Source organism: Ilyomonas limi (genome assembly GCF_005233845.1).
Taxonomy (GTDB): domain Bacteria; phylum Bacteroidota; class Bacteroidia; order Chitinophagales; family Chitinophagaceae; genus Ilyomonas; species Ilyomonas limi.
Genome location: NZ_SZQL01000009.1, coordinates 1 through 22,565, shown reverse-complemented (window position 1 = coordinate 22,565; position 22,565 = coordinate 1). Strand labels below are relative to the sequence as shown.

General features: G+C 40.7%; 15 protein-coding genes. 4 read left to right on the top strand and 11 right to left on the bottom strand.

What is annotated here, in order from left to right:
- Positions 1-66: 66 nt before the first annotated feature.
- From FC093_RS12090 to FC093_RS12075, 4 genes are all read right to left on the bottom strand, one after another.
- Positions 67-2,343, bottom strand: coding sequence for a GH92 family glycosyl hydrolase (locus tag FC093_RS12090; protein WP_137262051.1), 2,277 nt, complete (start codon positions 2,341-2,343; stop codon positions 67-69).
- 83 nt (positions 2,344-2,426) lie between these two features.
- Positions 2,427-2,984, bottom strand: a complete 558-nt coding sequence (locus tag FC093_RS12085) for an RNA polymerase sigma-70 factor (protein WP_137262050.1) — start codon at positions 2,982-2,984, stop codon at positions 2,427-2,429.
- Between the two features lie 84 nt (positions 2,985-3,068).
- Complete coding sequence (locus FC093_RS12080) at positions 3,069-5,429, bottom strand: GH92 family glycosyl hydrolase (protein ID WP_137262049.1); 2,361 nt, start codon at positions 5,427-5,429, stop codon at positions 3,069-3,071.
- Positions 5,430-5,470: 41 nt separating this feature from the next.
- Positions 5,471-8,035 (bottom strand): carbohydrate binding domain-containing protein, encoded by a 2,565-nt coding sequence (locus FC093_RS12075; protein ID WP_137262048.1) that lies wholly within the window; start codon positions 8,033-8,035, stop codon positions 5,471-5,473.
- 348 nt (positions 8,036-8,383) lie between these two features.
- Here FC093_RS12075 and FC093_RS12070 point away from each other — a divergent pair, with 348 nt between their 5' ends.
- Together FC093_RS12070 and FC093_RS12065 are read left to right on the top strand one after the other, a co-directional pair.
- Complete coding sequence (locus tag FC093_RS12070) at positions 8,384-9,775, top strand: SGNH/GDSL hydrolase family protein (protein WP_137262047.1); 1,392 nt, start codon at positions 8,384-8,386, stop codon at positions 9,773-9,775.
- Positions 9,776-9,893: 118 nt separating this feature from the next.
- Positions 9,894-12,437: a glycoside hydrolase family 38 N-terminal domain-containing protein gene (locus FC093_RS12065; protein ID WP_137262046.1), complete on the top strand. Its 2,544-nt coding sequence runs from the start codon at positions 9,894-9,896 to the stop codon at positions 12,435-12,437.
- Positions 12,438-12,967: 530 nt separating this feature from the next.
- On the opposite strand, the gene FC093_RS12060 is transcribed toward FC093_RS12065, so the two are convergent.
- Positions 12,968-13,804: an alpha/beta hydrolase gene (locus tag FC093_RS12060; protein WP_137262045.1), complete on the bottom strand. Its 837-nt coding sequence runs from the start codon at positions 13,802-13,804 to the stop codon at positions 12,968-12,970.
- 515 nt (positions 13,805-14,319) lie between these two features.
- Here FC093_RS12060 and FC093_RS12055 point away from each other — a divergent pair.
- Together FC093_RS12055 and FC093_RS12050 are read left to right on the top strand one after the other, a co-directional pair.
- Positions 14,320-15,333, top strand: coding sequence for a LacI family DNA-binding transcriptional regulator (locus FC093_RS12055; RefSeq protein ID WP_137262044.1), 1,014 nt, complete (start codon positions 14,320-14,322; stop codon positions 15,331-15,333).
- 59 nt (positions 15,334-15,392) lie between these two features.
- Positions 15,393-17,237 carry a sodium:solute symporter family protein gene (locus FC093_RS12050; protein WP_137262043.1) on the top strand — a complete coding sequence of 615 codons (1,845 nt, stop codon included), beginning with the start codon at positions 15,393-15,395 and terminating at the stop codon, positions 17,235-17,237.
- 375 nt (positions 17,238-17,612) lie between these two features.
- On the opposite strand, the gene FC093_RS12045 is transcribed toward FC093_RS12050, so the two are convergent.
- The 6 genes from FC093_RS12045 to FC093_RS12020 all read right to left on the bottom strand — a co-directional run.
- Positions 17,613-18,287: an alpha/beta hydrolase gene (locus FC093_RS12045; RefSeq protein ID WP_137262042.1), complete on the bottom strand. Its 675-nt coding sequence runs from the start codon at positions 18,285-18,287 to the stop codon at positions 17,613-17,615.
- Between the two features lie 70 nt (positions 18,288-18,357).
- Positions 18,358-19,239, bottom strand: coding sequence for a 4,5-DOPA-extradiol-dioxygenase (gene ygiD, locus FC093_RS12040; RefSeq protein ID WP_240743279.1), 882 nt, complete (start codon positions 19,237-19,239; stop codon positions 18,358-18,360).
- Positions 19,236-19,724: a DoxX family protein gene (locus tag FC093_RS12035; protein WP_137262041.1), complete on the bottom strand. Its 489-nt coding sequence runs from the start codon at positions 19,722-19,724 to the stop codon at positions 19,236-19,238. Before FC093_RS12035 ends, ygiD begins: the two co-directional genes overlap by 4 nt.
- Before the next feature lie 32 nt (positions 19,725-19,756).
- The gene (locus tag FC093_RS12030) at positions 19,757-20,419 is read right to left on the bottom strand and encodes an NADPH-dependent F420 reductase (RefSeq protein ID WP_137262040.1); all 663 of its coding nucleotides are present in this window, start codon (positions 20,417-20,419) and stop codon (positions 19,757-19,759) included.
- A gap of 328 nt (positions 20,420-20,747) precedes the next feature.
- Complete coding sequence (locus FC093_RS12025) at positions 20,748-21,329, bottom strand: Crp/Fnr family transcriptional regulator (RefSeq protein WP_137262039.1); 582 nt, start codon at positions 21,327-21,329, stop codon at positions 20,748-20,750.
- Between the two features lie 715 nt (positions 21,330-22,044).
- On the bottom strand, positions 22,045-22,565 hold a 521-nt coding region (locus tag FC093_RS12020), incomplete at its 5' end, for a transposase (RefSeq protein WP_137262038.1).

Here is a 22,565-nt window from a genome sequence, read left to right as displayed (position 1 = left end):
TGTATCAGTAGCCGGTACTACAGGTTGTCACTAAGAGGAGATACAACCCCTATTAATTTTTATAAATTATTTTGATAAAGAGAATGGCTTGTCTTCATCCCCGATACCTCTTTCTTTATTTGGTGTGTTACTCATTTCAAAATGCAGTGTGCCGCCACTAGTTATATCAGCATGTGTAATATAGTTGTGAGTGTACTCTTTTCCATTTAGTGAAGCAGATTGAATATACACATTGCTTTTGCTGTTGTGAGTCGCTTCGATGATGAACTTATTGCCATTCTCTAATGTGAGCGTTATTTTATTAAACACCGGACTACCTATTGCGTACTGATCGGTACCGGGGCAAACACTATAAAAGCCCATTGCACTCAACACATACCAGCTCGATGTTTGTCCCTGGTCATCATCGCCGGGCAAACCGTTCGGTGTAGCGTTGTAAATTTTATCCATTACTTCGCGAATATGCTGCTGTGTTTTCCATGGCTGACGGCAATAATCATACAGATAAATCATGTGCTGGATGGGTTGGTTGCCATGTGCATACTGCCCCATATTAATGAGCTGCATTTCTTTCATCTCATGAATCATACTGCCATAGTAGCCAACATTTACGGTATTAGGCTCAGTCCAAACAGCATCTAATTTTTGGGAGAATTTTTCTTCACCACCCATCAGTTTCATCAGCCCTTCTATATCGTGAAAAACCGACCATTGCCAATGCCATGCATTGCCTTCGGTGTAAGGCCCGCCCCATTTATAGGGGTCAAAATCTGCTGTCCATTTCCCATCTTCGCCACGACCACGCATAAAGCCGGTTACACTATCATACACATTTTTATAATTGTATAGCTGCCTGCTAAAAACTTCTTTATAAAAAGAGTTGTTGGTAAGGTCTGCCAGGTGATAGCCACACCAGTCGTCATACGCATATTCCAAGGTTTGCGAAGTAGAGCCGGAGCTTTGCGGAAAAGCCACATAACCCAGCGAATAATAGTCTTTCCAGCCGGCGCGACCATTAGCGCCACCCCACGGACCTTTGTTGGTGGCTTCATGTAAATAAGCCTTCAACGCACTATCCGGACTAAACGTTCTGATGCCTTTTACCCAGGCATCGGTTAATATGGAGATCGCATGATTGCCCAGCATACCGCCTGTTTCGCGTGGGAAAGACCAGGAAGGCAACCAGCCGCATTGTTGTTGTGCAGCAAGCAGGGCTTGCATATAACGACCCTGCATGGTAGGATATAAGATATTATGAAGTGGAAGTTCACCACGGAAAGTATCCCAAAAGCCATTGTCAGTGTACATATAACCCTCATGCACTTTACTGTCGTAAGGACTGCGGTAATAAGGCTTGCCGCTTTTATCTATTTCATAAAACATTCTGGAAAAAAGCGAGGCTCTGAAGAGGCAAGAATAAAAAGTAGCTTTTTCTTCTTCCGTGCCGCCTTCTACTAAAATTTTGTTCAATACGTCATTCCATATTGTGTAAGCAGCAGCTTTGGTTTCATCCAGCGTTTTGTATTTACCCAACTCATTATCCAAAGCAGTTTGCGCTTGTTCGGGACTGATGTAAGAGGAAGTAACTTTTGCCTGAACAATACTGCCGGGCTTGAATTGAATATAAGCGCCAATGCCTTTTCCCTCATCTTGCTGATTATTGGCAGTGGTGGCGTTGTTTACATTTTCCCAGGTGCCATAAGCAACAATAGGCTGATCGAATTGTACAACAAAATAGCTTTTCAAACTGCTGTCCACAAAGTAGCCATTATATACCCAGCCCACAATCTTTCTTTCTTCCGGGATGATTTTTACACTACTCATTTTGGTATAGCCATCCAAAACAACATAAGCATTCTGTTTCTTAGGAAAAGAGAATCGCAGGTGTGCACTGCGCTCTGTAGGTGCTATTTCGGTGGTAATGCCATTATTAAATTTTACGCTATAATAATTGGGTTTCGCAATCTCGTTTTGATGACTGAATCTGGCTGATCTTTCTACATCACTCACTACCAGTTTACCAGTTACCGGCATTAGGGAAAAAACATTGTAATCATTTGTCCAGGAACTGCATTGATGTACCTGCTGAAAGCCGCGAATGGAATCCAAGAAATACTGGTACTTCCAGCCATCGCCATTCCTGCCGGTTTGTGCACTCCAGGTATTCATACCAAAAGGAAGCGCAACTGTTGGATAGGTATTGCCCCAGCTTAACTCAAACTTAGAGTTGGTACCTTGTAAGGTGTTTACATACTTTACCAGATTGGGTTGCTGAGCGTATATAAGCGCTGTGTTGATAATTAAACAGACAAGAAGAAGGCTGTATTTGACTTGATATTTCATGATGTAAATATGGCAATGATGAGTAAAAGGAAGCGGCGGCTAAGTAGGCAAAAAATGAGTTTGCAACTGATTATATTTCATTGTTACAGCACATTATCCCGAAGCACTTTTAATGCTTTGGATATATGCTTTTCAACGGTGCTGACGGAGATTCCCAAATTGCCCGAAATATCCTTATAAGAGTAGTCATATTCCCGGCTCATCATAAATACCTGGCGGCATTTATACGGCAGGGAAGCAATGGTAGAATCTACTCTCTTTTTACATTCCGAATATTCCAGATTAGATGCAAAATCGTTTTTGCAATTGGGGCTAAAAAAAAGAAACCGCTTATGCCTTTCCCGTACCATTTTGTTGCGCAGTTCATTTTGCACCTTGTATTTTAACGCCGTATGGAGATAAGCTTTTAAAGAAACGGTGAATTCGAGCACTTCGGTTTTGGTATATAAGCTTAAGAAAATATCATGCACCAGATCTTCAGCACTCTCGCGTGATTGCAGTTTTTTGTAAGCATTATCTATCAGGGCAGGTTTGCATCGGTAATAAATTTCATCAAAAGCTTTTTGGTCATTTTTTTGCTTGGCAAGCTTCAGCAATTCTTCTTCGGTATAATGAGAATAGCTGGACATCGTTTCGGGCATATATCAATCGTTTTATGTGCTAAAAGTAGTTGAAAAATCGTTTTTGCAAAAAAATTATAAGAAAAAACTAAAAAAATGATTGAATCAATTTACGCCCCAGCTTTTGTTGGGTTGATCTCCCATTGTTAATTCCAGGGTGCCGCCGGCAGCAATATCGTTATAGTCTATATAGCAATACGGATAAGGCTTTCCGTTTAATGTTGCACCTTGTATATAGATATTCCGGGGCGAATTATTTTTAGCAATCACCGTAAATGTATTTTGTTGTTTATCCTTTACCACTTTCAATTTGGATGCAGCAAATAAAGGACTGGTAATTTCATAACGTGTACTGCCGGGGCACACCGGATGCAAACCAACAGAGGCAAGTACATACCACGCAGACATTTGCCCTACATCTTCATTGCCCACCAACCCTTCTACTGAATTATGATAAGCACTGTCGCAAATGATACGTGTCCACTTTTGCGTAAGCCAGGGAGCGCCCAAACGATTGAATAAAAACGGTACATGGTGCACCGGCTCATTGGCATGGTTGTAATACGCATTCCAGCTAAAGGACCTGGGTGTTTTATCAAAGAAAGATTCTAAATCTGCAATTACTTTTTCTTTACCGCCCATCAGTTGCACCATGCCATCCACATCATGTGGCACAAACCAACCTTGCTGATAAGGATTGGTTTCAAACGTGCCATACCAGTCTGCCAGCCTGCCTTCCTGGGGCCACGGTTCCCAACTGCCATCTGCTTTGCGCGGACGAAACCAGTGATGTGTAGAGTCCCAGATATTTTTATAATCTTTACTACGTGCTTCATATTTTTTGGCATCTTCTTTTTTTCCTAAGGCATCTGCCATTTGTGATAAGCACCAGTCGTCAAATGCATATTCCAATGTTTTCGCGATGGAAACATCGGTGGTATAACCTAAGGTGCCGTTACCAAACTTTTCATTGGTATTCACAGCATATTGATATGCTTTGTTAACATCATAATCCCGAATGCCTTTCATATAAGCATCTGCCAATACCACTACAGCAGGATTACCCAACATGCAACCGCTGTATGCATTCAGCAATTCCCATCTTTCAAGGTAATGATTGCCACTTTCATCTGCCAGTGTTACAAGCGAATTAATCATGTCATTTACCAATGCAGGATTAATGATTGTTTGCAGTGGAAACTGGCTGCGAAACACATCCCAGCCGCTAAAAATAGTACGCTTTTGAAAGCCCGTTGCCTGATGTATTTTTTTATCACCTCCGGTATAATTACCATCAACATCGGTTACTACACGCGGGTCAATCATGGTATGATATAGGGCGGTATAAAATACGGTATCCTGCCCGGGTGTAGCACCTGCAATTTGTATTTTATTTAATGCGCTATTCCATAAAGCAACAGCATGGTTATGGACCTGTTCAAAGTTCCAGTCTTTAATTTCAGCTTCTAAATTCTTTTTAGCACCGTTTATACTTACAAAAGAAATCCCGGCTTTCATCAATACCTGCTCGCCCTTTTTTGTTCCAAACTCGGTATAGAAGCCTAAGTGTTTCCCTTCTTTTTCCTTTACATTTTTTAATACCTGCGCGTTGGCTGTCCACTGCTGATAATAAGCACTTTCTACAGCTTCCAGTTTGCGGCTGGCAGTGGCGGGTATATCGGCACTCCAGACACCTGTATTTACGAAAGGCTTACTGAACTGTACATAGAAATAAACGGTATAGTCTGCATGGCCATCACCATTGCCCCAGCCGCCCCCATCAGGCGTACATCTCATCCAGCCTTCAATGGTATGGTTATCTACCACTTTTACATATTGCGATGTGGAGGTACCGCCCACTCTCCTGGCTAAATCTATTTGTACGCGTGATTGGTCATTTTGTGGAAAAGTAAAACGTAACATACCACTGTGTGGCGCTGCTGTCATTTCTGCTTTAATGTTATAATCTGTAAGATTCACGGAATAATAACCGGCAGATGCTTTTTCGCTGTTTTTATCATACCGTGAACGATAGCCGGTGCGCGGTGCGTCGTTTAACTTACCGGAAGAAGTTTTTAATGCGCCGGTGGTGGGCATCACTAAAAAATTACCTAAATCTCCATACCAACCAATGCCACTCATTTGTGTAAAAGCGAAACCTTCAATGCTTGTGTGCTCATAACTATAGCCGGAGCCGTTGTCGCCGCCGGTAATCGTATTCGGGCTTACCTGCACCATTCCATAAGGCGTAGTAGCACCCGGAAATGTTTTGCCTAAGCCGTGATAAATGCCGGCTTTACCAGCACTGGTGCTGGCACCGATGAACGGATTAACATAATTAGCTAAAGAACCCGTCTGTGCTACACCATTATCTTTTATAATGAATAACAAGCAGGCAAAAGCCACCCATTTACAGCATTGCTTTTGAATTTTCCGCTTTTCAACCCGGTTAATTTTAGCAATCATTAACCACACTTTTAAAATCATAATATCCTTTTATTCGCAATTTATTGTATCGCTACTTTCAGTTGAATATCCAGTTCCTTCCCTTTTAACTGAAGACTATATAAGCCATGAGCAAGGTTTTGATTAATATGTAACACATACTGGCTGCTATGCGCCGTTACCGGGATGATTTCCTGATGAACAACCGTCCCTTTCATATCCGTAAGAACAGCCGTTATATTATCCTTTACCTTGCTGTTGATAATAACATTCACAGCGCCATGTGTTGGATTGGGAAAAATGGTAGCCACAGCAGCGGACTGCACTGTAACCAGCTTGACCGGTGATAAGGCTGAGTTGCCCGTAATATCAACCCTTTTCAAACGATAATAATTTTTGCCATCAAAAGGCTTGTTATCAAACAACTCATAGTTTGCTGCGCTGGCTCTGTCCTTTGCGCTTACTACTGCAATGGTTGTCCAGTCTTTTCTGCCGTCTGCACTTCTTTCAATTTCAAACCGATTGGTATTTACTACGGTTTCCCATTTCCATTGCAGCAGTGCCCTCTTTCCTTTATGATTTGCCGTAAATTCCAGTTTATCAACAGGTGCTACATTGTTATTGAAGGGTGATAAACTCTTTAAATCTGCTTTCAAATACGAAGGCCAATAAACTGTTTTATCATCCAGCATTTGCCCAATGTTGCCGATATTGGAATAAGAGAAGGTATAAACGCCATTATTTGCTGTTTCTTCGTGCAGCAAACCAAAATAAGAAAGAATATCCTGCTGTCCTTCTATTTGTCCAACAATGCTTCTGCCCACCCAGGGACCAACCGGACTTTCGGCATACAACACTTCAATTTTATCGCTTAGCGGATTTAAGAATAAGGACATATAGTTGTGATAACCCAGCCTTGCTACGCTATATAACTGAACATCTGCAATTTCTTTGCTATTAGCAGGATCGTTGCTCCAGCCATCGTTCGTTAAAAACTGCCAGGGCGTTGTAGCAGATAATTGACCGGTAGGAAAGCGTGCTACCACCGCATGATTTTCGGTACTGGTTATCTGGCGGCTTCCGTAAGCATAGGTATAACCATCATCCCCTTTGCACAGTGCGATGTAATTGGTGGTGACAGAGTCTAACCAGGGCATCCATTTAATGCTTTGCAGTTTAAGATCAGGCAATGAAAAAACGCCCACTGCCTGGCGATGTCCGTCGGTTAAAGGATCATTTTCGTGCCATTGGATAACTTCCGGCAATAACACTTTCAGCGAATCATTTTCAACCGTCATATCGCGGGGCCAGAAGAAATTATCATGACCTCTTTTATCAGGCGGTATCATCAATGCCTGTGGCTGGTCAAGAGTGCCGCCAATAATGGTATGCAGTGCTCCATTTGGTCTTGGTTTGCTTTGCGTTACAAATGTATTGCGCAGCAACTGGTGTGTGCTCATAGAATTGGTAGTAGTATCGTTGTAACCATACCAGCCATCAGAGAACGTCCAAACGGTTCTGCCATCGGGCAACTGCTCCGAGTTTTCCCCATCGGCAGATAACCAGCTATATTCACTTTCAGGACGGTTATTCTGCCACATATAGTTCATGGACACATCTACTTCTTCATTATTTTCATCGAGTATCTCCACTTTATCAATGACATACGAGGTAGCTGTCTGAAACAAAAAATGTAAGGCTGCTTTGGAATCAGCGGCTTTAAATGCAAATGTGTATTCCTGCCAGCCGGTGTACAATTTAAAACTGTATGGCAGCGTTTTTTTCCCCTTCAAAGCCAGTTGCAACTTAGCCGAATTTTTAGTTGCATACGCCCAGAAGCGCACCATGTAGGTATGTCCTACATTCAACGGAATCGCTTTGTGGGTAAGTCTTACAGCAGTAGCAGTACCCGTTTGGGTTACGTTTACAATCAATGAATGGATACCATCCTTATGGATGCTGTCGGCCAGGGATGTTGTAGCCGCTGCAGGGGATAACACTTTAAAAGTCCAGTCCTTTGCATGCTCTTCGAAGCTGCCGTTGGTTAGCAGTTTAGGCTGGGTTTTGACGGTAGCTGTTGTTTTTAGTGCGGGCAAAGCCACCGGGTAATCGTTGCCGGGAATACGAAAATAATAGGTTGTATTCGGCTCAATATTATCAGTTGGCTGCAGGCTATATTCAAACTCCGTAGTGGTTGCATCCGTCATCGATACATCCAGTTCATTCGTTTTCACAAACAGTTTCCCCTGAATAAAGGTGTTGGATGAGCCTGATAGTTGTTGCGTAGTAGGTGACTGGTCGGTCACCTTTGCATTGGTATTGCTAAACCTGAATGCATTATTGCCCTCGAAGTTGGTAATATACCGCCAGGGCCCATCCGGTGCAGAAGCATATTGCAGGTTACTATTTATACCTTTTGTATTGCCGGTATTATTATTTACCTGGATGCGCAGCCGTATGATGTTATCAATAGAATTAATACGGATACTTTGATTCTGGTCTGCCCGCCAGGTGGCTGTTGTTTCGGAGCCGTTATTATTACGCCAGCGCCAGTTGCCCTGACTGGTGTAGGCAAAAGATTGCATGCAGGTAATAACAAAAAGCAGAAGCAGTACAAATCTTTTCATAGAATGCCTGGTGGTTAATAGTTAGTAATTGATTGCCTTATATGTAAGTTCTCAAACATTAATTATTTGACTATATGGAAATTATCCCAGCAATGCTCCCGAACATCTTAAGTTTGTTTTCTGCACACCACTTCAATGATTAAAATAAGCATAGCTGTTTTTAATAGGTATTTGCCCTAATGCTTTTAAACCAATTAACATGTCACTTATTAAACATATCACCGCTACTGAAATGAATAATTTTTAATAAGCAGTATGCTCGTGTTATTTAAAACAATATTTATTAAATGCGAATAGAGGTAAATGCAGTATATCTGCACATATTAATTGGAGTTATCTGAATTAAATATGATGAAAAGAAATTTTGTCCTGTTGCTGCTGCTCACAGGCTTATCAGCCATTGCACAAAAGGCACCTGCGCCATTTAAGAATGGCGACCGTGTTGTATTTGCCGGCAACAGCATTACTGAAGCCGGATTTTATCCCAACTATGTATGGCTGTATTACATCACGCATTTTCCCGACCGCAAAATGGAAGTGATGAATGGCGGCATTGGCGGCGATGTGGCTAAGCAAATTTATACCCGCTTAGAGGGCGATTTGCTGGCAAAAAAGCCAGATGTATTGGTAGTTTCATTTGGTATGAATGACAGCAAGTATTTTGAATATGGCATGCACAAAGACAAAGTGGATAGCGTGCGAAAAGCAGCCGTGGATACTTCTTACAACAGCTTTAAAATGATAGAACAAAAGCTGAATGCATTGCCCGATATCCGGAAGATTATGATGACTTCCTCGCCATACGATGAAACCGTAAAAAATGAGAAAAATTATTTTCCGGGCAAATGGAAAACAATGGAAGAGATTGTTGCTTTCCAGAAAGCAGCGGCTATAAAAGATGGCTGGGCGTATGTGGATTTGTTCTATCCAATGACAGCCATGGAACAGCAAAAACAAAAAGAAGATTCTACATTTACTCTTACCGGGCCAGACAGAATTCACCCGGGTAATGCCGGGCATTTTGTGATGGCTTATCTGTTTTTGAAAGCACAGGGGTTGAATAATCAGCCCATTGCAGATGTGCGTATTGATGCCGCCAAAAACAAAGTATTGCAATCCGGCAATTGTACCATATCTAATGTATCTACGGCAAACAATGCTATTTCATTTACATACCTCGCAAAATCACTTCCGTTTCCTATTGATACGGTAGCCAGAGTATGGGGCAATTCGCAAAAACAAAGCGATGCATTGGATGTTATTCCTTTCATCAAAGAATTTGATCAGGAAATGCTTACCGTAAAAGGGTTGAAAGGCAATCACTATAGCATTAGCATAGATGGCAAAGCAATATCACAATGTACTGCGCAGCAGTTGAACGATGGAATTAACCTTGCCATACTCCCCAATACACCGCAATACCAGCAGGCAAAAGCCATCATGGATTTACAATTAAAAAGAAAAGAGCTGGAAGATAAAATGCGCGCTTACTATTGGATTAATTATGATTATCTCAATGGTAAAGGCATGCTCTTTAATGATAGCCAGGCATCATTAGATTCTGTAATGAGTGCTGCTAAAAAAGACTTTTTTGTAGCCAGTAAAAAAGATGTTTATGCAGAAGTAAGATCCCCGGAAACAAGAGAAAAGATTCAGGAGCAAATGAATGAGATGCGCGATGAAATGTACAAAATGGCACAGCCAACTGCACACCTTATTTCAATAAAGCAAATTGATTAACCACAAGCGTACATCATATTGTCTAATGGTTATTCACTATTGAGTTCAGAATAAACAAGCAATTGAAGGAAGGGGCAGTCTTGCCCCTTTATTACATTTACCTAAAGCTGAAAAGATAATGAAATTGAAAACTTTGAAACTCAACTTTTATATTATTATAGCGCTAATCTTTTGTTTTAAAAATATAACTGCAACAGCACAATCCACCTGGTTTGCAGATGGCTTTCATGGCGGTATTTACGGGCATTATCCATTATGGGTTACGCAGTTTATGGCAGACACATTGAACAAATACCCAAATTGGAAGATTAACCTGGAGATAGAGCCTGAAACCTGGGATACGGTACAGGTAAAGGACCCGCAGGGTTATGAAGCTTTTAAGAAAGTATTCGAAAATCAATCGGTTGATGGCAGGATAGAATACACTAATCCTTCTTATGCGCAAAGCTATTTGTTTCCAATAAGCGGCGAAAGCATTATTCGCCAGTTTCAATACGGCATGCAAAAGCTGAAACAACATTTTCCCACTGCTGTTTTTACCACTTATTCATCCGAAGAGCCTTGCTTCACAAGCGCGCTACCCCAAATTTTGAAATCATTTGGTTTTAAAAATGCAGTATTAAAAAATCCGAATACCTGCTGGGGCGGTTATACCCGCGCGTATGGTGGTGAAACAGTTAATTGGGTTGGTCCGGATGGCACCACTATAACCACTGTGCCGCGCTATGCCAGTGAAGCGCTGGAGCCCCATTCTACCTGGCAAACGACCGCTTGGAACAACTCCAAGCAGTATATTAATGCAGCACTGCAACAAGGCATTCAACATCCCATTGGCATGTGCCTGCAGGATGCCGGGTGGCGCAATGGCAGATGGCTGGGCGATGCGCAACAAAAGGGAACTGCATACACCACATGGCGCAACTATTTCACCAACATTGCGAATAAAAACACTGGTGACAACTGGCGCTTATCGCAGGAAGATGTACAGGTAAGTCTGGTTTGGGGATCGCAGGTATTGCAACGCATTGCACAACAGGTACGAGCATCGGAGCATAAAATTATTTCGGCAGAAAAGATGGCTTCACTTGCAAAACTGTATGCAGATAAAGTTTACCCGAAAGATAGTCTTGATGCAGCCTGGCGCACACTCTTGTTGTCGCAGCACCACGACTGCTGGATCGTGCCGTATAATGGTAAACCCGGGCAAACATGGGCAGACCATGTGAAACAATGGACCGAATATACTAATAGCAAAAGCGCTGATATTATACAACAGTCAGCCAAGGTATTAACCACTAAACAATCTCAGCAATCTGCTTCAATAGCAGTGTATAACACAATGGGCTTCGACAGGGAGGAAGTAGTAAGTGTTCCCGTAACCACGGTACTCAATAAAAAGTTTAAGGGACAAGTTGTAACAGGTAACAATGGTACAAAGCAACGCTTGCTCAAAGTAAAAGTTCCGGCTATGGGTTATGCAGTTTATAATCCTGCTGCTATTCAAAACAATATAAAAAACAGAGTAAAAGCGCAGCAATTAAAAGATGGTACTTACCGGTTAGAAACTGATTTGTATAAAATTGTTGTTGACCCGGCGAAAGGCGGTGCTATTACCAGCCTGATTGCAAAGCAGTTGGGCAACAAAGAGTTTGTAGATACTACCAGCCAGGGCTTTAATACATTAAGAGGCAATTTTTATAAAGGCGGTGGTTTACTTTCGAGTGTGAACAATAAAGTGGCGGTTTCTGTTGTTGAAAATGGTCCTTTACGTGTTACACTACAGGTAAAAGGAACACTTGCTTCCCATCAATACATCCAAACAATTCAATTAACACAAGGGGAATCCATCATCGATTGCCAATTGCATATTGATTACGACAGCAATCTTCGTGTTGGGGAAAATTACAGGCAGGATTCGGGCTATGAAGCAACTGATTTGCATAAAGCTTTTTATAATGATACGAGCAAGCTGATAGCCCTTTTTCCACTTGCCTTGCAGCATCAAAAAGTATATAAAGATGCACCTTTTGATGTAACGGAAAGTAAGCTGAACAATACCTTCTTCAACCGCTGGGACAGTATTAAAAATAATATCATTTTAAACTGGGTGGATGTAACGGATGAAGCCGGCAAATACGGCTTTACCTTACTCACCGATCATACCACGAGCTATATACATGGGGCTGATTTTCCATTGGGTTTAACGGTGCAATATGCCGGCGTAGGGCTTTGGGGAAGAAATTATACAACCGATAGCGCCACCAACATGCATTATGCATTCATACCTCATACCGGCACATGGAATAAAGCAGCTATAAATAGGCTGGCTGAGCAATGGAATACGCCCTTATTCGCAACACTTACCAATGAACCAGCCGGCACTCACCAATCGTTTGTTGATGCCGGTACAGCCGGCTGGCAAATCACGTCAATGACTTACGAAAACAATGATTTGCTGGTAAGATTATATAATGCCCAAGGTGACAACAAGGCTCACGATATCAGCTTTGACTGTAAGGCTGATAAGGCAGAATTGGTTGAATTGAATGGCGATGTAAAAGAGCAGCTACAACAAATATTTGCTTCGGGTAAAACAAACGTCCGGCTCGCCATTCCGCTTTTCGGCATCAGAACAATAAGACTCGTGAATGCGAAGCATTAACATACATAAACATGCTCATATTAAATACAGTGTTAGATAAGTTTCATTATTTTATTATCAAGTATACACATTGAAGATTTTGAAAGTATGGCTGCTTACGGCAGTTGTTGTTTGTTACTTTTTGCTTGATTAAAAAGAACCAAAAAATTAAGGACGGCATGATCGCTCCGCGCATCCGTCCTTGCCTTCGCACCACCTACTCTAAGATGGATTTTTATTTTGGATGAACGGCTTGGCTGACAAGTGTTGGCGAGAACTACAATATTTCTTTCCAACTAAACTCAAGATAGTCTATGTAACAATGTACTAAATAGATAAACAACATTATTTTACAAAGGTAAATACGGGATGATAAAGAGCTCCACAGGAGCGTTATGTTAGTAGCATCAATTTATGATAAATACAAACCGAAGCTCCATAGGAGCAATGCGTACAATAATTTCCTCCAACGTATTGCTCCTATGGAGCTTAATTAATAACACCGCATTAAAATCTCGGACTAACAAACCCAATGATACCTACGCCCGATTTTACTGCTTGTTCTTCACTGCAGGATGAAAATAATTATTGAAGAACAGTATTTGATAAGGAATAGAATTCGCCCAATACTCCCACGTATGTCCGCCAGGACGCGTAGTGAAATCGTGCGGAATATTCCGTTCTAACAATTTCTCATGCAATGCTTTGTTTACGCCATAAAAAAAGTCTTCGGTGCCGCAGTCAAAAGTGATAGCCAAAGAACCGGGCGTCAGTAAATAAACCAGGTTAATATCTGTATTTTTTTCCCAGTTTTCGGGATGATCTTTATAACTCCCCAACCGCTTGCTCAAGTCCCAGTTTAAAGGAAACGGACGAATATCCACACCGCCACTCATGCTGCCGGCCGCACCAAATACATCCTGGTGGCGAAAAGCAAGATAAAATGCACCGTGGCCGCCCATGCTTAAGCCGGTGATTGCCCTGCCTTTACGGTCTTTTTGAGTAGCATAATGTTCATCTATATAATTGACCAACTCTTTAGATACATACGTTTCATAACGCCAGGCAGAATCTACCGGGCTGTCATAATACCAACTCCCAAAGTTTCCGTCCGGACAAACAATAATCAGGTTATATTGGTCGGATAGGTTTTTAATTGCCGGAACTTTTGTTATCCAATCGGCATAGTTACCGCTGTACCCGTGCAATAAATAAACTACCGGATACATTGATTGTTTAGAATACTTATCCGGCAATACAACCACCGCTTTGATATTTTTCTTCATAGCTGCACTATACGTTAATGCCGTATCTACAGTAGCGGCAAATGCTTGTGCAGTGCACAAAAGAGCTACCGTAATAATGGTTGTAAAACAGTATTTTCTCATAGTTTTCTTAAAAATACAAGTGTAAAAAATCATTCGCATAATTTTTATTTCGTACAGAATATTCATTTAAACCTACTAAATCCTGGCTATCTATGATTGTTAATTAAGGCAATTGTAAAACATCTTTTATTTAAACAATTCTCTTATCCGCTAGAGGTTTTGCCGGAGAAAAGTGATAAGTAGATAGAACTTCGGCTCATCGTTGTAAAAAACGTTGTACTGGCATTAATGATCATTTGAACAAACACTTAATCAGCAATGAAACCATTCAAATTTATTATAACAAACCCTCTAATAATCCGAACAATAATTTATAAGAAAAATTACGCCACTAAATAATAGCAAATGCAGGCAAATCATTTTCCTCTTAAGTAACTTTATTGATGAATAACCGCTATTTGCTCTGTATCAAAATAATAACAAAAATGCTGTGCAGTTTTGATATGTTTAAATTTCATTTTTAGCACACAAAAAATTAAATCTATAACATCTATTTTTATCAGTAAGGATTTTAAATGAAAGAGATTTCTATTAAAGATATAGCGAAGCTGGCTGGTGTAGCGCCCTCTACGGTTTCTCTTGTTTTAAATGATAAAGCCAAACAAGGGCGCATCAGTGATGCAGTTGCAGAAAAAATCAGAATTCTGGCGCGAGAAAATGGCTACAAGCCCAATCAGGTAGCCGTTAGCTTGCGAACCGGCAGTTCTAAAATTCTTGGATTGATTATCGAAGATATATCAAACGCATTCTTTGCCAGTATTGCAAAAGCAATAGAAGATGAAGCCGAAAAGTATGGCTACAGAGTGTTGTATTGCAGTACCGAAAACAATACGGTAAGAGGCAATGAGCTGGTTAACCTTCTTTTTCAAAGGCAGGTGGATGGTTATTTAATTAGCCCGACTGCAGGCATGGAAAATGGGATAAGTGACTTATTGAAGGCAAAACAACCTGTGGTTTTAATAGACCGTTATTTCCCTACGCTTCCGGCGCCTTATGTACTATCAGATAATATTGCCGGCGCTTCGGAAGCACTGGAATATTTTATTGCAAAAGGACACCGCAATATTGGTTTGATAACTTCTGATTTCCCGCTCATGCATCCGCAACAGCGCGAATCGGCTTACACACAAACATTGATCAAGCATAACATTCCGGTGAATCCTTCATTCATTTATAAAGTGCCTTATACGGCACTCCATCACGAAGCTACACAGTTGATAGCCGACTTTATAAAAAGCAATGCTGAGTTGGACGCTATCTTTTTTACCACCAACTATTTATGCATACATGGCTTAGGCAGCATCAATCAATTAGGTATGAAAATCCCGGATGACATAGCCGTTATTTGCTTTGATGATCATGATTTATTTAAACTATATAAACCTGCTATTACGGCTGTAAAGCAAAACGTACAGGAAATAGCCGAAACAGCCATGCAATTTCTAATGCACCAGATAACAGGAAACGGAGAAAAAATAGAAATGACTAAAGTAATAGCCACTGAGTTCATTATCAGAGATTCTGTTTAAGCATTACGTTTATCAATTATCAACATACAACCAACAACTTACGGGTTACCTGCAAATACATGAAATTACAATGGATTGATATTGCTATCGTTGTCACCTATCTTATTGGTACACTCCTCATCGGATGGTTATTACGTAAAAAGGCAAGCATCAGTAAAGAAAATTATTTGTTAGGGGGGAAGTCGCTTCCCTGGTACCTGTTAAGTTTGAGCAATGCTTCGGATATGTTTGATATTAGCGGCACCATGTGGATGGTAACGTTGTGTTTTGTGTATGGTGTGAAAAGTATCTGGATACCCTGGTTGTGGCCATCTTTCAACACCATATTCATGATGATGTTTTTAAGCAAGTGGCTACGCAGAAGCAATGCCACTACTGGTGCTGAATGGCTGGCAACGCGCTTTGGCACTTCGGGTAAAGGTGTAAAAGCATCACACCACATTGTGGTAGCTTTTGCCTTATTAAGCTGCTTTGGGTTTTTAGCGTACGGTTTTGTTGGTTTGGGAAAATTTGTAGAAATATTCATTCCCTGGCGTATCGTTCAGCCGTTTATTCCATTTACTGTTCAGCCGCTGTATGTGCCTCATTTCTATGGCACTGTATTTACTCTATTTGCTGCTTTTTATTCTGTATTGGGTGGCATGCATGGCATTGTTATCGGAGATGTAGTAAAGTACATTATTATGATTATTGCCTGTATAGCTATAGCTATTATAGCAATGCTGCATTTGCATGGAAATACACTGCCGGTACCAGATGGCTGGAGCAGTCCTTTCTTTGGCAAAAAGCTTCAGTTAGACTGGTCGTATATTATTCCGGATGTTAATAAAAAAATAAGGGAGGATGGATTTTCTTTTTTCAGCATCTTTTTTATGATGATGACTTTTAAAGGCATCATTGCTTCTTTAACCGGACCGACGCCCAACTATGATATGCAAAAAGTATTATCCACCCGCTCACCCAAAGAAGCCAGTAAAATGACCGGCTTTATGTCGCTCTTTTTATATCCTATCCGTTATGCAATGATTACGGGAGTCACCGTATTGGCTTTGCTATATTATCAACAACTAAATCTTGCTACACCCACAGGTACCGACTTTGAAAAAATTTTACCGGCAACCATCAACAATTTACTGCCGGTAGGCATTTTGGGGATAGTATTAACCAGTTTATTAGGTGCCTTTATGGGCACATTTTCAGGCACTCTGAATGCAGCACAGGCTTACATCATTAACGATATTTACCTTAAGTTTATTAACCCCGGGGCACCAACAAAAAAGGTCATTACCATGAACTATCTCATTGGTGCGCTGATTGTTGTAACCAGTATCTGCCTGGGCTTTTTTGTAAAAAACATAAACACTTCCTTGCAGTGGATTGCCAATGCATTGTATGGTGGTTATATAGCTGCTAATGTGCTAAAGTGGATCTGGTGGCGCTTTAATGCTAATGGTTTTTTTTGGGGCATGGCCAGTGGTATTGCAGCGGCATTGATTTTCCCTTATTGTAAAGAGTGGTTTCCTGGTGTATTCTTTCAGTTAGATTTATACAATTGGCCGCTGCTCTTTTTTATTTCGCTCATAGGTTGCATTGCAGGCACTTATACCGCGCCACCTGCAGAAATAAGCTTATTAAAATCCTTTTATACAACTGTTCGCCCCTGGGGATTCTGGCAGCCGGTTTACCAATTGGTCAAGATTGAAAACCCTTCTTATTCAAAGAATAAAGACTTTAAGCTGGATATGTTTAATGTAGTAATTGGCGTAATTGGTCAATGTTGTTTAGCATTACTCCCCATGTATCTTATATTATGGTCAAAACTGCCCTTGATATTAGTAGCGATTACACTCGTTATTATAACTTTAATACTAAAAAAAACCTGGTGGAACCGGTTGGAGAATTAATTTTAAAGGATAATAAAGTGAAGGGTAACCAAACAAGCTTCAGATTAAAAAATACTAACAATATTGTCGTTATACTTTTTAATGTACCTATCCACAATTAACCTCAAATCTTTACTACTCTAACAAAGGGAGAAAGGAAATGCGCTAATAAACAGGAGCAAAGAAATTACTAATATTAGCCAACAGCCGGTTACAGTTGGTAAGGGCATAATGGAAGCAGCGTGGAATGTCAGCAGGCACTGCTCAAACGTATCCGGAAGTTGGAGCAGGAGCGTGGCGTTTTACAAAAAGCCTTGACATTCTCAGCCGGGAAGATAAAGCCAAAGGTTTCTGTTTTATTTTATTGTGTTTTATGGTAATTAAAATTTCCTTCGGTTATTTGAGCCAGTCATTCAAGTCTTTTATTATAGCACTATTAATTTGATGTCCGGTGTTGTATTCATGATAGCTTAATTGAACATTTAATGTTTGTAAGTATGTCTTTGCTTCTCTTGCATAAGTGATGGGTAGGATATTGTCCTGTATGCCATGTGCCATAAATACTTTCAGTTGTTGAAGGTCCTCCTCTTTATTAATCAACGGTGTTATTTCATTAAGCAACCTGCCGCTTAATAAGATAATTCCCTCAACTTTTTGGGGATGTGTTAATCCGATACTGTAACTCATGATTGCGCCCTGACTAAAGCCACCCAAATAAACTTCATCCAGATTGTATTGCTTTTTTAGCTGACTGATGAAGGCAATTAAGACTTTTCTGCTAGATACTTCCTGCTCCGCATTAATGACAGGCTTACCGGTTGAAAAATCCACCTGGTACCATGCATATCTCCCTGCACCTAATGCAAACTGACCTTGAGGCGATATAATAAAATATTCATCAGGCAATTGGTCTGCAAGGCTAAATAAATCGTGCTCATTACTTCCAACGCCATGCAACAATACAATCGCTTTCTTAGTTGTTGTATTCGTCTTTGGTTCTCTAATGAGATATTGAAGAGAGGGCTCATTATTTTGTACGGAAGTTTCATCCTTAATCGTTGAATATATCATTGTAGTGTCCTTATCTGAGTTTATCATAAATAGTATCAGCAGAAATATCAGGTTGTTCAACAGCAATCGATTATCCAAGTTTTACGGAGGTCATGGTCAGTGAACCTGCAACAGTTTTATCATTGAAAAATGATGTAGCATCCTTATCACCTTTTAAACCTAGAGTGTACATTAACGGCAGGTAGTGTTCCGGGGTAGGAATGGCAAGCATTGCCTCTCTGCCCATGCTTTCATAATTTATCAAAGGTTTGTAATCGCCATTACTAATTAGCTGTTTAAACTTATCATTCATCTGTAAAGCCCAATCGTAACCGTATTGTTCTTCATTCAATCTGTTCCATGCTGCCATACGCAGATTGTGCACCATGTTGCCACTACCAATAATCAGTACTCCTTTCTTTCTTAATGAATACAATTCTTTTGCTAAGTCATAATGGTATTGCGGACCTTTGGTATAATCAATGCTTAACTGCAAAACAGGAATGTCTGCATCGGGATACATGTGCCTTACAATCGTCCATGTGCCGTGGTCTAAGCCCCAATCATGGTCTAACTCTACATGAGCCGAATGCAATAAATCTGCTGTCTTTTTTGCTAATAGCGGATAGCCCGGTGCAGGGTATTGCACTTCAAAAAGTTCTTTTGGAAAGCCGCCGAAATCATGAATGGTTTTTGGAAATTCCATTGCAGTAATCTTAGTACCTTTTGTAAACCAATGAGCGGATACAACCAATACTGCTTTCGGTGTTGGGATTTCCTTTGCCATCTGTGTCCATCTGCGGCTAAAAGCTGTATCTTCTATTCCATTCATTGGTGAACCATGACCAATAAACAGGACAGGCATAACCTGCTCCTGTTCTTTTAGGTCACCAGTAAAACTTCTGAATGCTGTTAACGCTGTCATACTTGCTGCTCCTGTTATGAATGTTTTTATAAATTGCTTTCTTTTCATGCCAAAGCCTGGTTAGTACTTGCCCGATTTTTTTCTACACTCTTGGTAGTGATTGCTGCATCTACACTTGCTCTGCCACCGCCTGCAATCAGAGCAATTATTGCCAGACCAAAAAGTAAGACGAAATACTCAAGACCTTCTCCCTGCCCTGCTTGCTCATACCAGTTCATAAAGAACCCATTGTTCAGGTGTGATGTTGCCACCACTCCTGTAAAGCTGCCAATTACACCTGTTGCTGCTAACCGGGTTGCAAAACCGAATATTAAGAATAACGCACCAAAGAACTCTATCAGAATAACCAGTAAGGCAATGATATAAGGTAATCCTGCACCGCCTGTTAAAAAACCCATTGTACCATCAAAGCCATAACCGCCAAACCATCCCAATAGCTTTTGAGCACCATGAGGAAACAGTACGATGCCTAATGCAAGACGTGCTATTAATGCTGTATTATTTTGCGGATTTGTTGCTAATAATTTTTTCATTCCTTTATTTATTTCGTGTGTTTATAAGTTGATTAATTATGTAAGATTTTCCAGCCTGCTAACCAATTGTAGTTATACTTCATACCTAAAGTAATAAGCAATAACTGCATATTCTCAAGTGTTCTGCTGAATGATAAGTCACCTGCCACGATCGGGTTGAAACCTGCCGTACTAACCAGTTCTGAAACCGTTTGTAATGCTTCTTCATCATTACCTGCAATAAAGGCATCTACTTGTTTGCCATCTATTACAGGGGTAGAAAAGTCGGCGGCAAAAGTTGTATTGAATGCTTTTACCACTTTTGAATTGGGAAGTAGTTTTTGCAATACTTCTGCGGCGCTTGTATCTGGTGCTGTTACCAATCCGTTGTACGTGCTGTTTAAAGGATTAGCAATAGAAATAACTATTTTTTGATTTGCCATTTCCTTAATCTTCTGTGCCACATCTTTCTCTGCCTCGTACGGAACGGCAACTATAATTACATCAGCTTCATAACTGGCATTAACAGAACAATCAATACTTTCTACATCGGCTGAAGGATTATCATTCTTAATGTCCTGAGCCAATGCTTCAACTTTATCCCGGTCATTGGCGCATAGCAGCAGCCTGTAATTACCCTTTGAAAGACTTTTTGAAATAGCTGAGCCCATGTTGCCTGTGGCTCCTATTATTGTTATTATTTGCTTTATTTTCATTTTGTTTGTTTTTATGATATGGCAAAGCTACGATGCAGGTGCACCCTGTTCCATTGCGTGCAAGCAAGAAAAAGCATTGATTTTAGTCAAGGCTTTATTCAGATGAAGTATGTTGCTTACTGTACTTACGCAGTATTTTTGCTGTCTTCTGTGGTGAAGTGCAAGCCGTTACAGCGCTTCAAAAAGGAATTTGACCTGAAATAAAGTTGTTGGTTTTTCTTACTTTTTGTTTAACTGCTTTTTGGACGAGTTATACACTGAAATACTTGTCCTGAAAAAACCTTAAAAGATTGAGCCTGATACATAACCTTTCGGTACGTAAGTACAGTTACTTATTAGATGAAATCCGCCGCCGAATGCGGCTTAATGTTTCTGGAGTAAGACCCATGTAAGAGGCTACCATGTGCTGTGGTACACGTTGCACAATATTCGGGTAAAGGGAAGTAAAATATGTATAACGTTCTTCTAAAGATGTACTAATAATGGAGGTTAATCTCCTCTGCATTGCCAAATACGCACCAGTGATATTTAACCGGGTAAATGTTTCATATTTGGGTAGTTTTAGCAACAACTCTTCGTGTGCTGATTTGCTGATTAGTGCCAGTTCAGCCTCTTCTATCGCGTCTATGTTGTAAGTAGCCGGCTCTCCGGTAAGAAAGCTATATAAGTCTGAAATGACCCAGCCTTCTAAGCCAAACTGAATAATGTGTTCGTTGCCACTGTCGTCAACAGAGTATTCCCGAAGCGCTCCCTTTTCAATAAAAGCAATTGTTTTACATACATCTCCTTCCTGCAGCAGGTACTGCTTTTTACGCAGTTTTTTTGGTAAGAGATAGTTCTTTATATATACTTCTTCTTCCTGCGTAAGGGGAACTTTCTTATTAAAATTCTGGAAGAATAATTCGTACATGACAGATGCTTTATTTTAAGGCTTATAATACAAATATCCATATAAAAACCGGTTACAAAGTTTGTGGTACATATACCCTTAATGTTCAACAGTTTTTCCAATTGCGATTTAGAACAAGTTATAAAAAGCCGAAAACTTAAAGGGGTAAGTAATGAAAATAACAGGTGCGCTGCCCTGGCTGGATGAAAGAACCAACACACCATTGAAAGCGACTGTAAGCTGCTGCAAACTGATGGGAAGCATTGCTTCGCTCCGTTTGCAATGATGTGGCGTAAGATTGCACTACGGCAGGTTTTGAACACTTATCGGTTGTAAGCAGGAGTATTTGAATGGGATCGCGCCTAACACATGGTTACTATGTAAAGCATTTAGCTACTATGTAAAGCATTTAGCTGCATAGGAAGTAAAGTAATTATATGGTTGATTATTTCATTTCATTGACAATGATTTTTTCTTTTCATTTATAAATTAGAGCAGGCTACTATTAGCAGTAAATCTGCAAGTTTATATCAATGGTTGTATAAAAGGCTATGGCTGCAGACTTGCTGTTGGCATCCGAAATGCACCATGTGTTGAGCAGTCCATAGCTATAATGTATGTTACTCTACTTTACTGGTGAAAAGCATGACTCTGTATTTCTTTTTTGCTCACTGGGGGAGCTAATGGATTTTCCGATGGTGCTCCATCATGTACTGCTGCTCAAAAATCCGTTAGCTCACACGGTGATACCCGCGGTGGCGCTTTGCTTTGATGGTCTGCCTTTACGCTTAGCAGCAGGTAGCTGCGGTGCATTGATCTGCTCACGGGTAACATCACCCTCTGTGCCGCTCACATATACTTTGTGGCTTAACATCACCGCCCGCATCCTTCTGAGCAGTTTTCTGGTGATGTGGATAATTGCTTTTTGTGACTTCATTCGTTTGGTCAGTTGTTTATAATAATTGAACATAGCCATGTCTCTGCGCAACAGTTGCCATGCACTTTCTATCAGGGCACTTCTGAGCGTTTTATGTCTTCTGGTGGAGATACCGGTATGCCTTTCAGTCTCTCCGCTGCTATGGCTGTCTGGGCACAGCCCTACAAAGCGGTTCAGGGCATCAAAAGACTTAAAGCGACAGACATCACCCACTTCTAACAGGAATAGCATGGCAGTAAGCGGACCTACTCCGGGGATGGTTCTGAGCAGTTCGCTCTTTTCTTTGTACTCTTCCGACCACATCAGCTCGCGAAGCTTAC

Bases quoted from the DNA above. Each gene is read 5' to 3' on its own strand.
- FC093_RS12070 (WP_137262047.1), top strand. From the start codon at position 8,384: ATGATGAAAAGAAATTTTGTCCTGTTGCTGCTGCTCACAGGCTTATCA.
- FC093_RS12030 (WP_137262040.1), bottom strand. From the start codon at position 20,419: ATGAAAATAAAGCAAATAATAACAATAATAGGAGCCACAGGCAACATG.
- FC093_RS12065 (WP_137262046.1), top strand. From the start codon at position 9,894: ATGAAATTGAAAACTTTGAAACTCAACTTTTATATTATTATAGCGCTA.
- ygiD (WP_240743279.1), bottom strand. From the start codon at position 19,239: ATGAAAAGAAAGCAATTTATAAAAACATTCATAACAGGAGCAGCAAGT.
- FC093_RS12045 (WP_137262042.1), bottom strand. From the start codon at position 18,287: ATGATATATTCAACGATTAAGGATGAAACTTCCGTACAAAATAATGAG.
- FC093_RS12080 (WP_137262049.1), bottom strand. From the start codon at position 5,429: ATGATTGCTAAAATTAACCGGGTTGAAAAGCGGAAAATTCAAAAGCAA.
- FC093_RS12085 (WP_137262050.1), bottom strand. From the start codon at position 2,984: ATGCCCGAAACGATGTCCAGCTATTCTCATTATACCGAAGAAGAATTG.
- FC093_RS12060 (WP_137262045.1), bottom strand. From the start codon at position 13,804: ATGAGAAAATACTGTTTTACAACCATTATTACGGTAGCTCTTTTGTGC.
- FC093_RS12075 (WP_137262048.1), bottom strand. From the start codon at position 8,035: ATGAAAAGATTTGTACTGCTTCTGCTTTTTGTTATTACCTGCATGCAA.
- FC093_RS12055 (WP_137262044.1), top strand. From the start codon at position 14,320: ATGAAAGAGATTTCTATTAAAGATATAGCGAAGCTGGCTGGTGTAGCG.
- FC093_RS12035 (WP_137262041.1), bottom strand. From the start codon at position 19,724: ATGAAAAAATTATTAGCAACAAATCCGCAAAATAATACAGCATTAATA.
- FC093_RS12050 (WP_137262043.1), top strand. From the start codon at position 15,393: ATGAAATTACAATGGATTGATATTGCTATCGTTGTCACCTATCTTATT.
- FC093_RS12090 (WP_137262051.1), bottom strand. From the start codon at position 2,343: ATGAAATATCAAGTCAAATACAGCCTTCTTCTTGTCTGTTTAATTATC.
- FC093_RS12025 (WP_137262039.1), bottom strand. From the start codon at position 21,329: ATGTACGAATTATTCTTCCAGAATTTTAATAAGAAAGTTCCCCTTACG.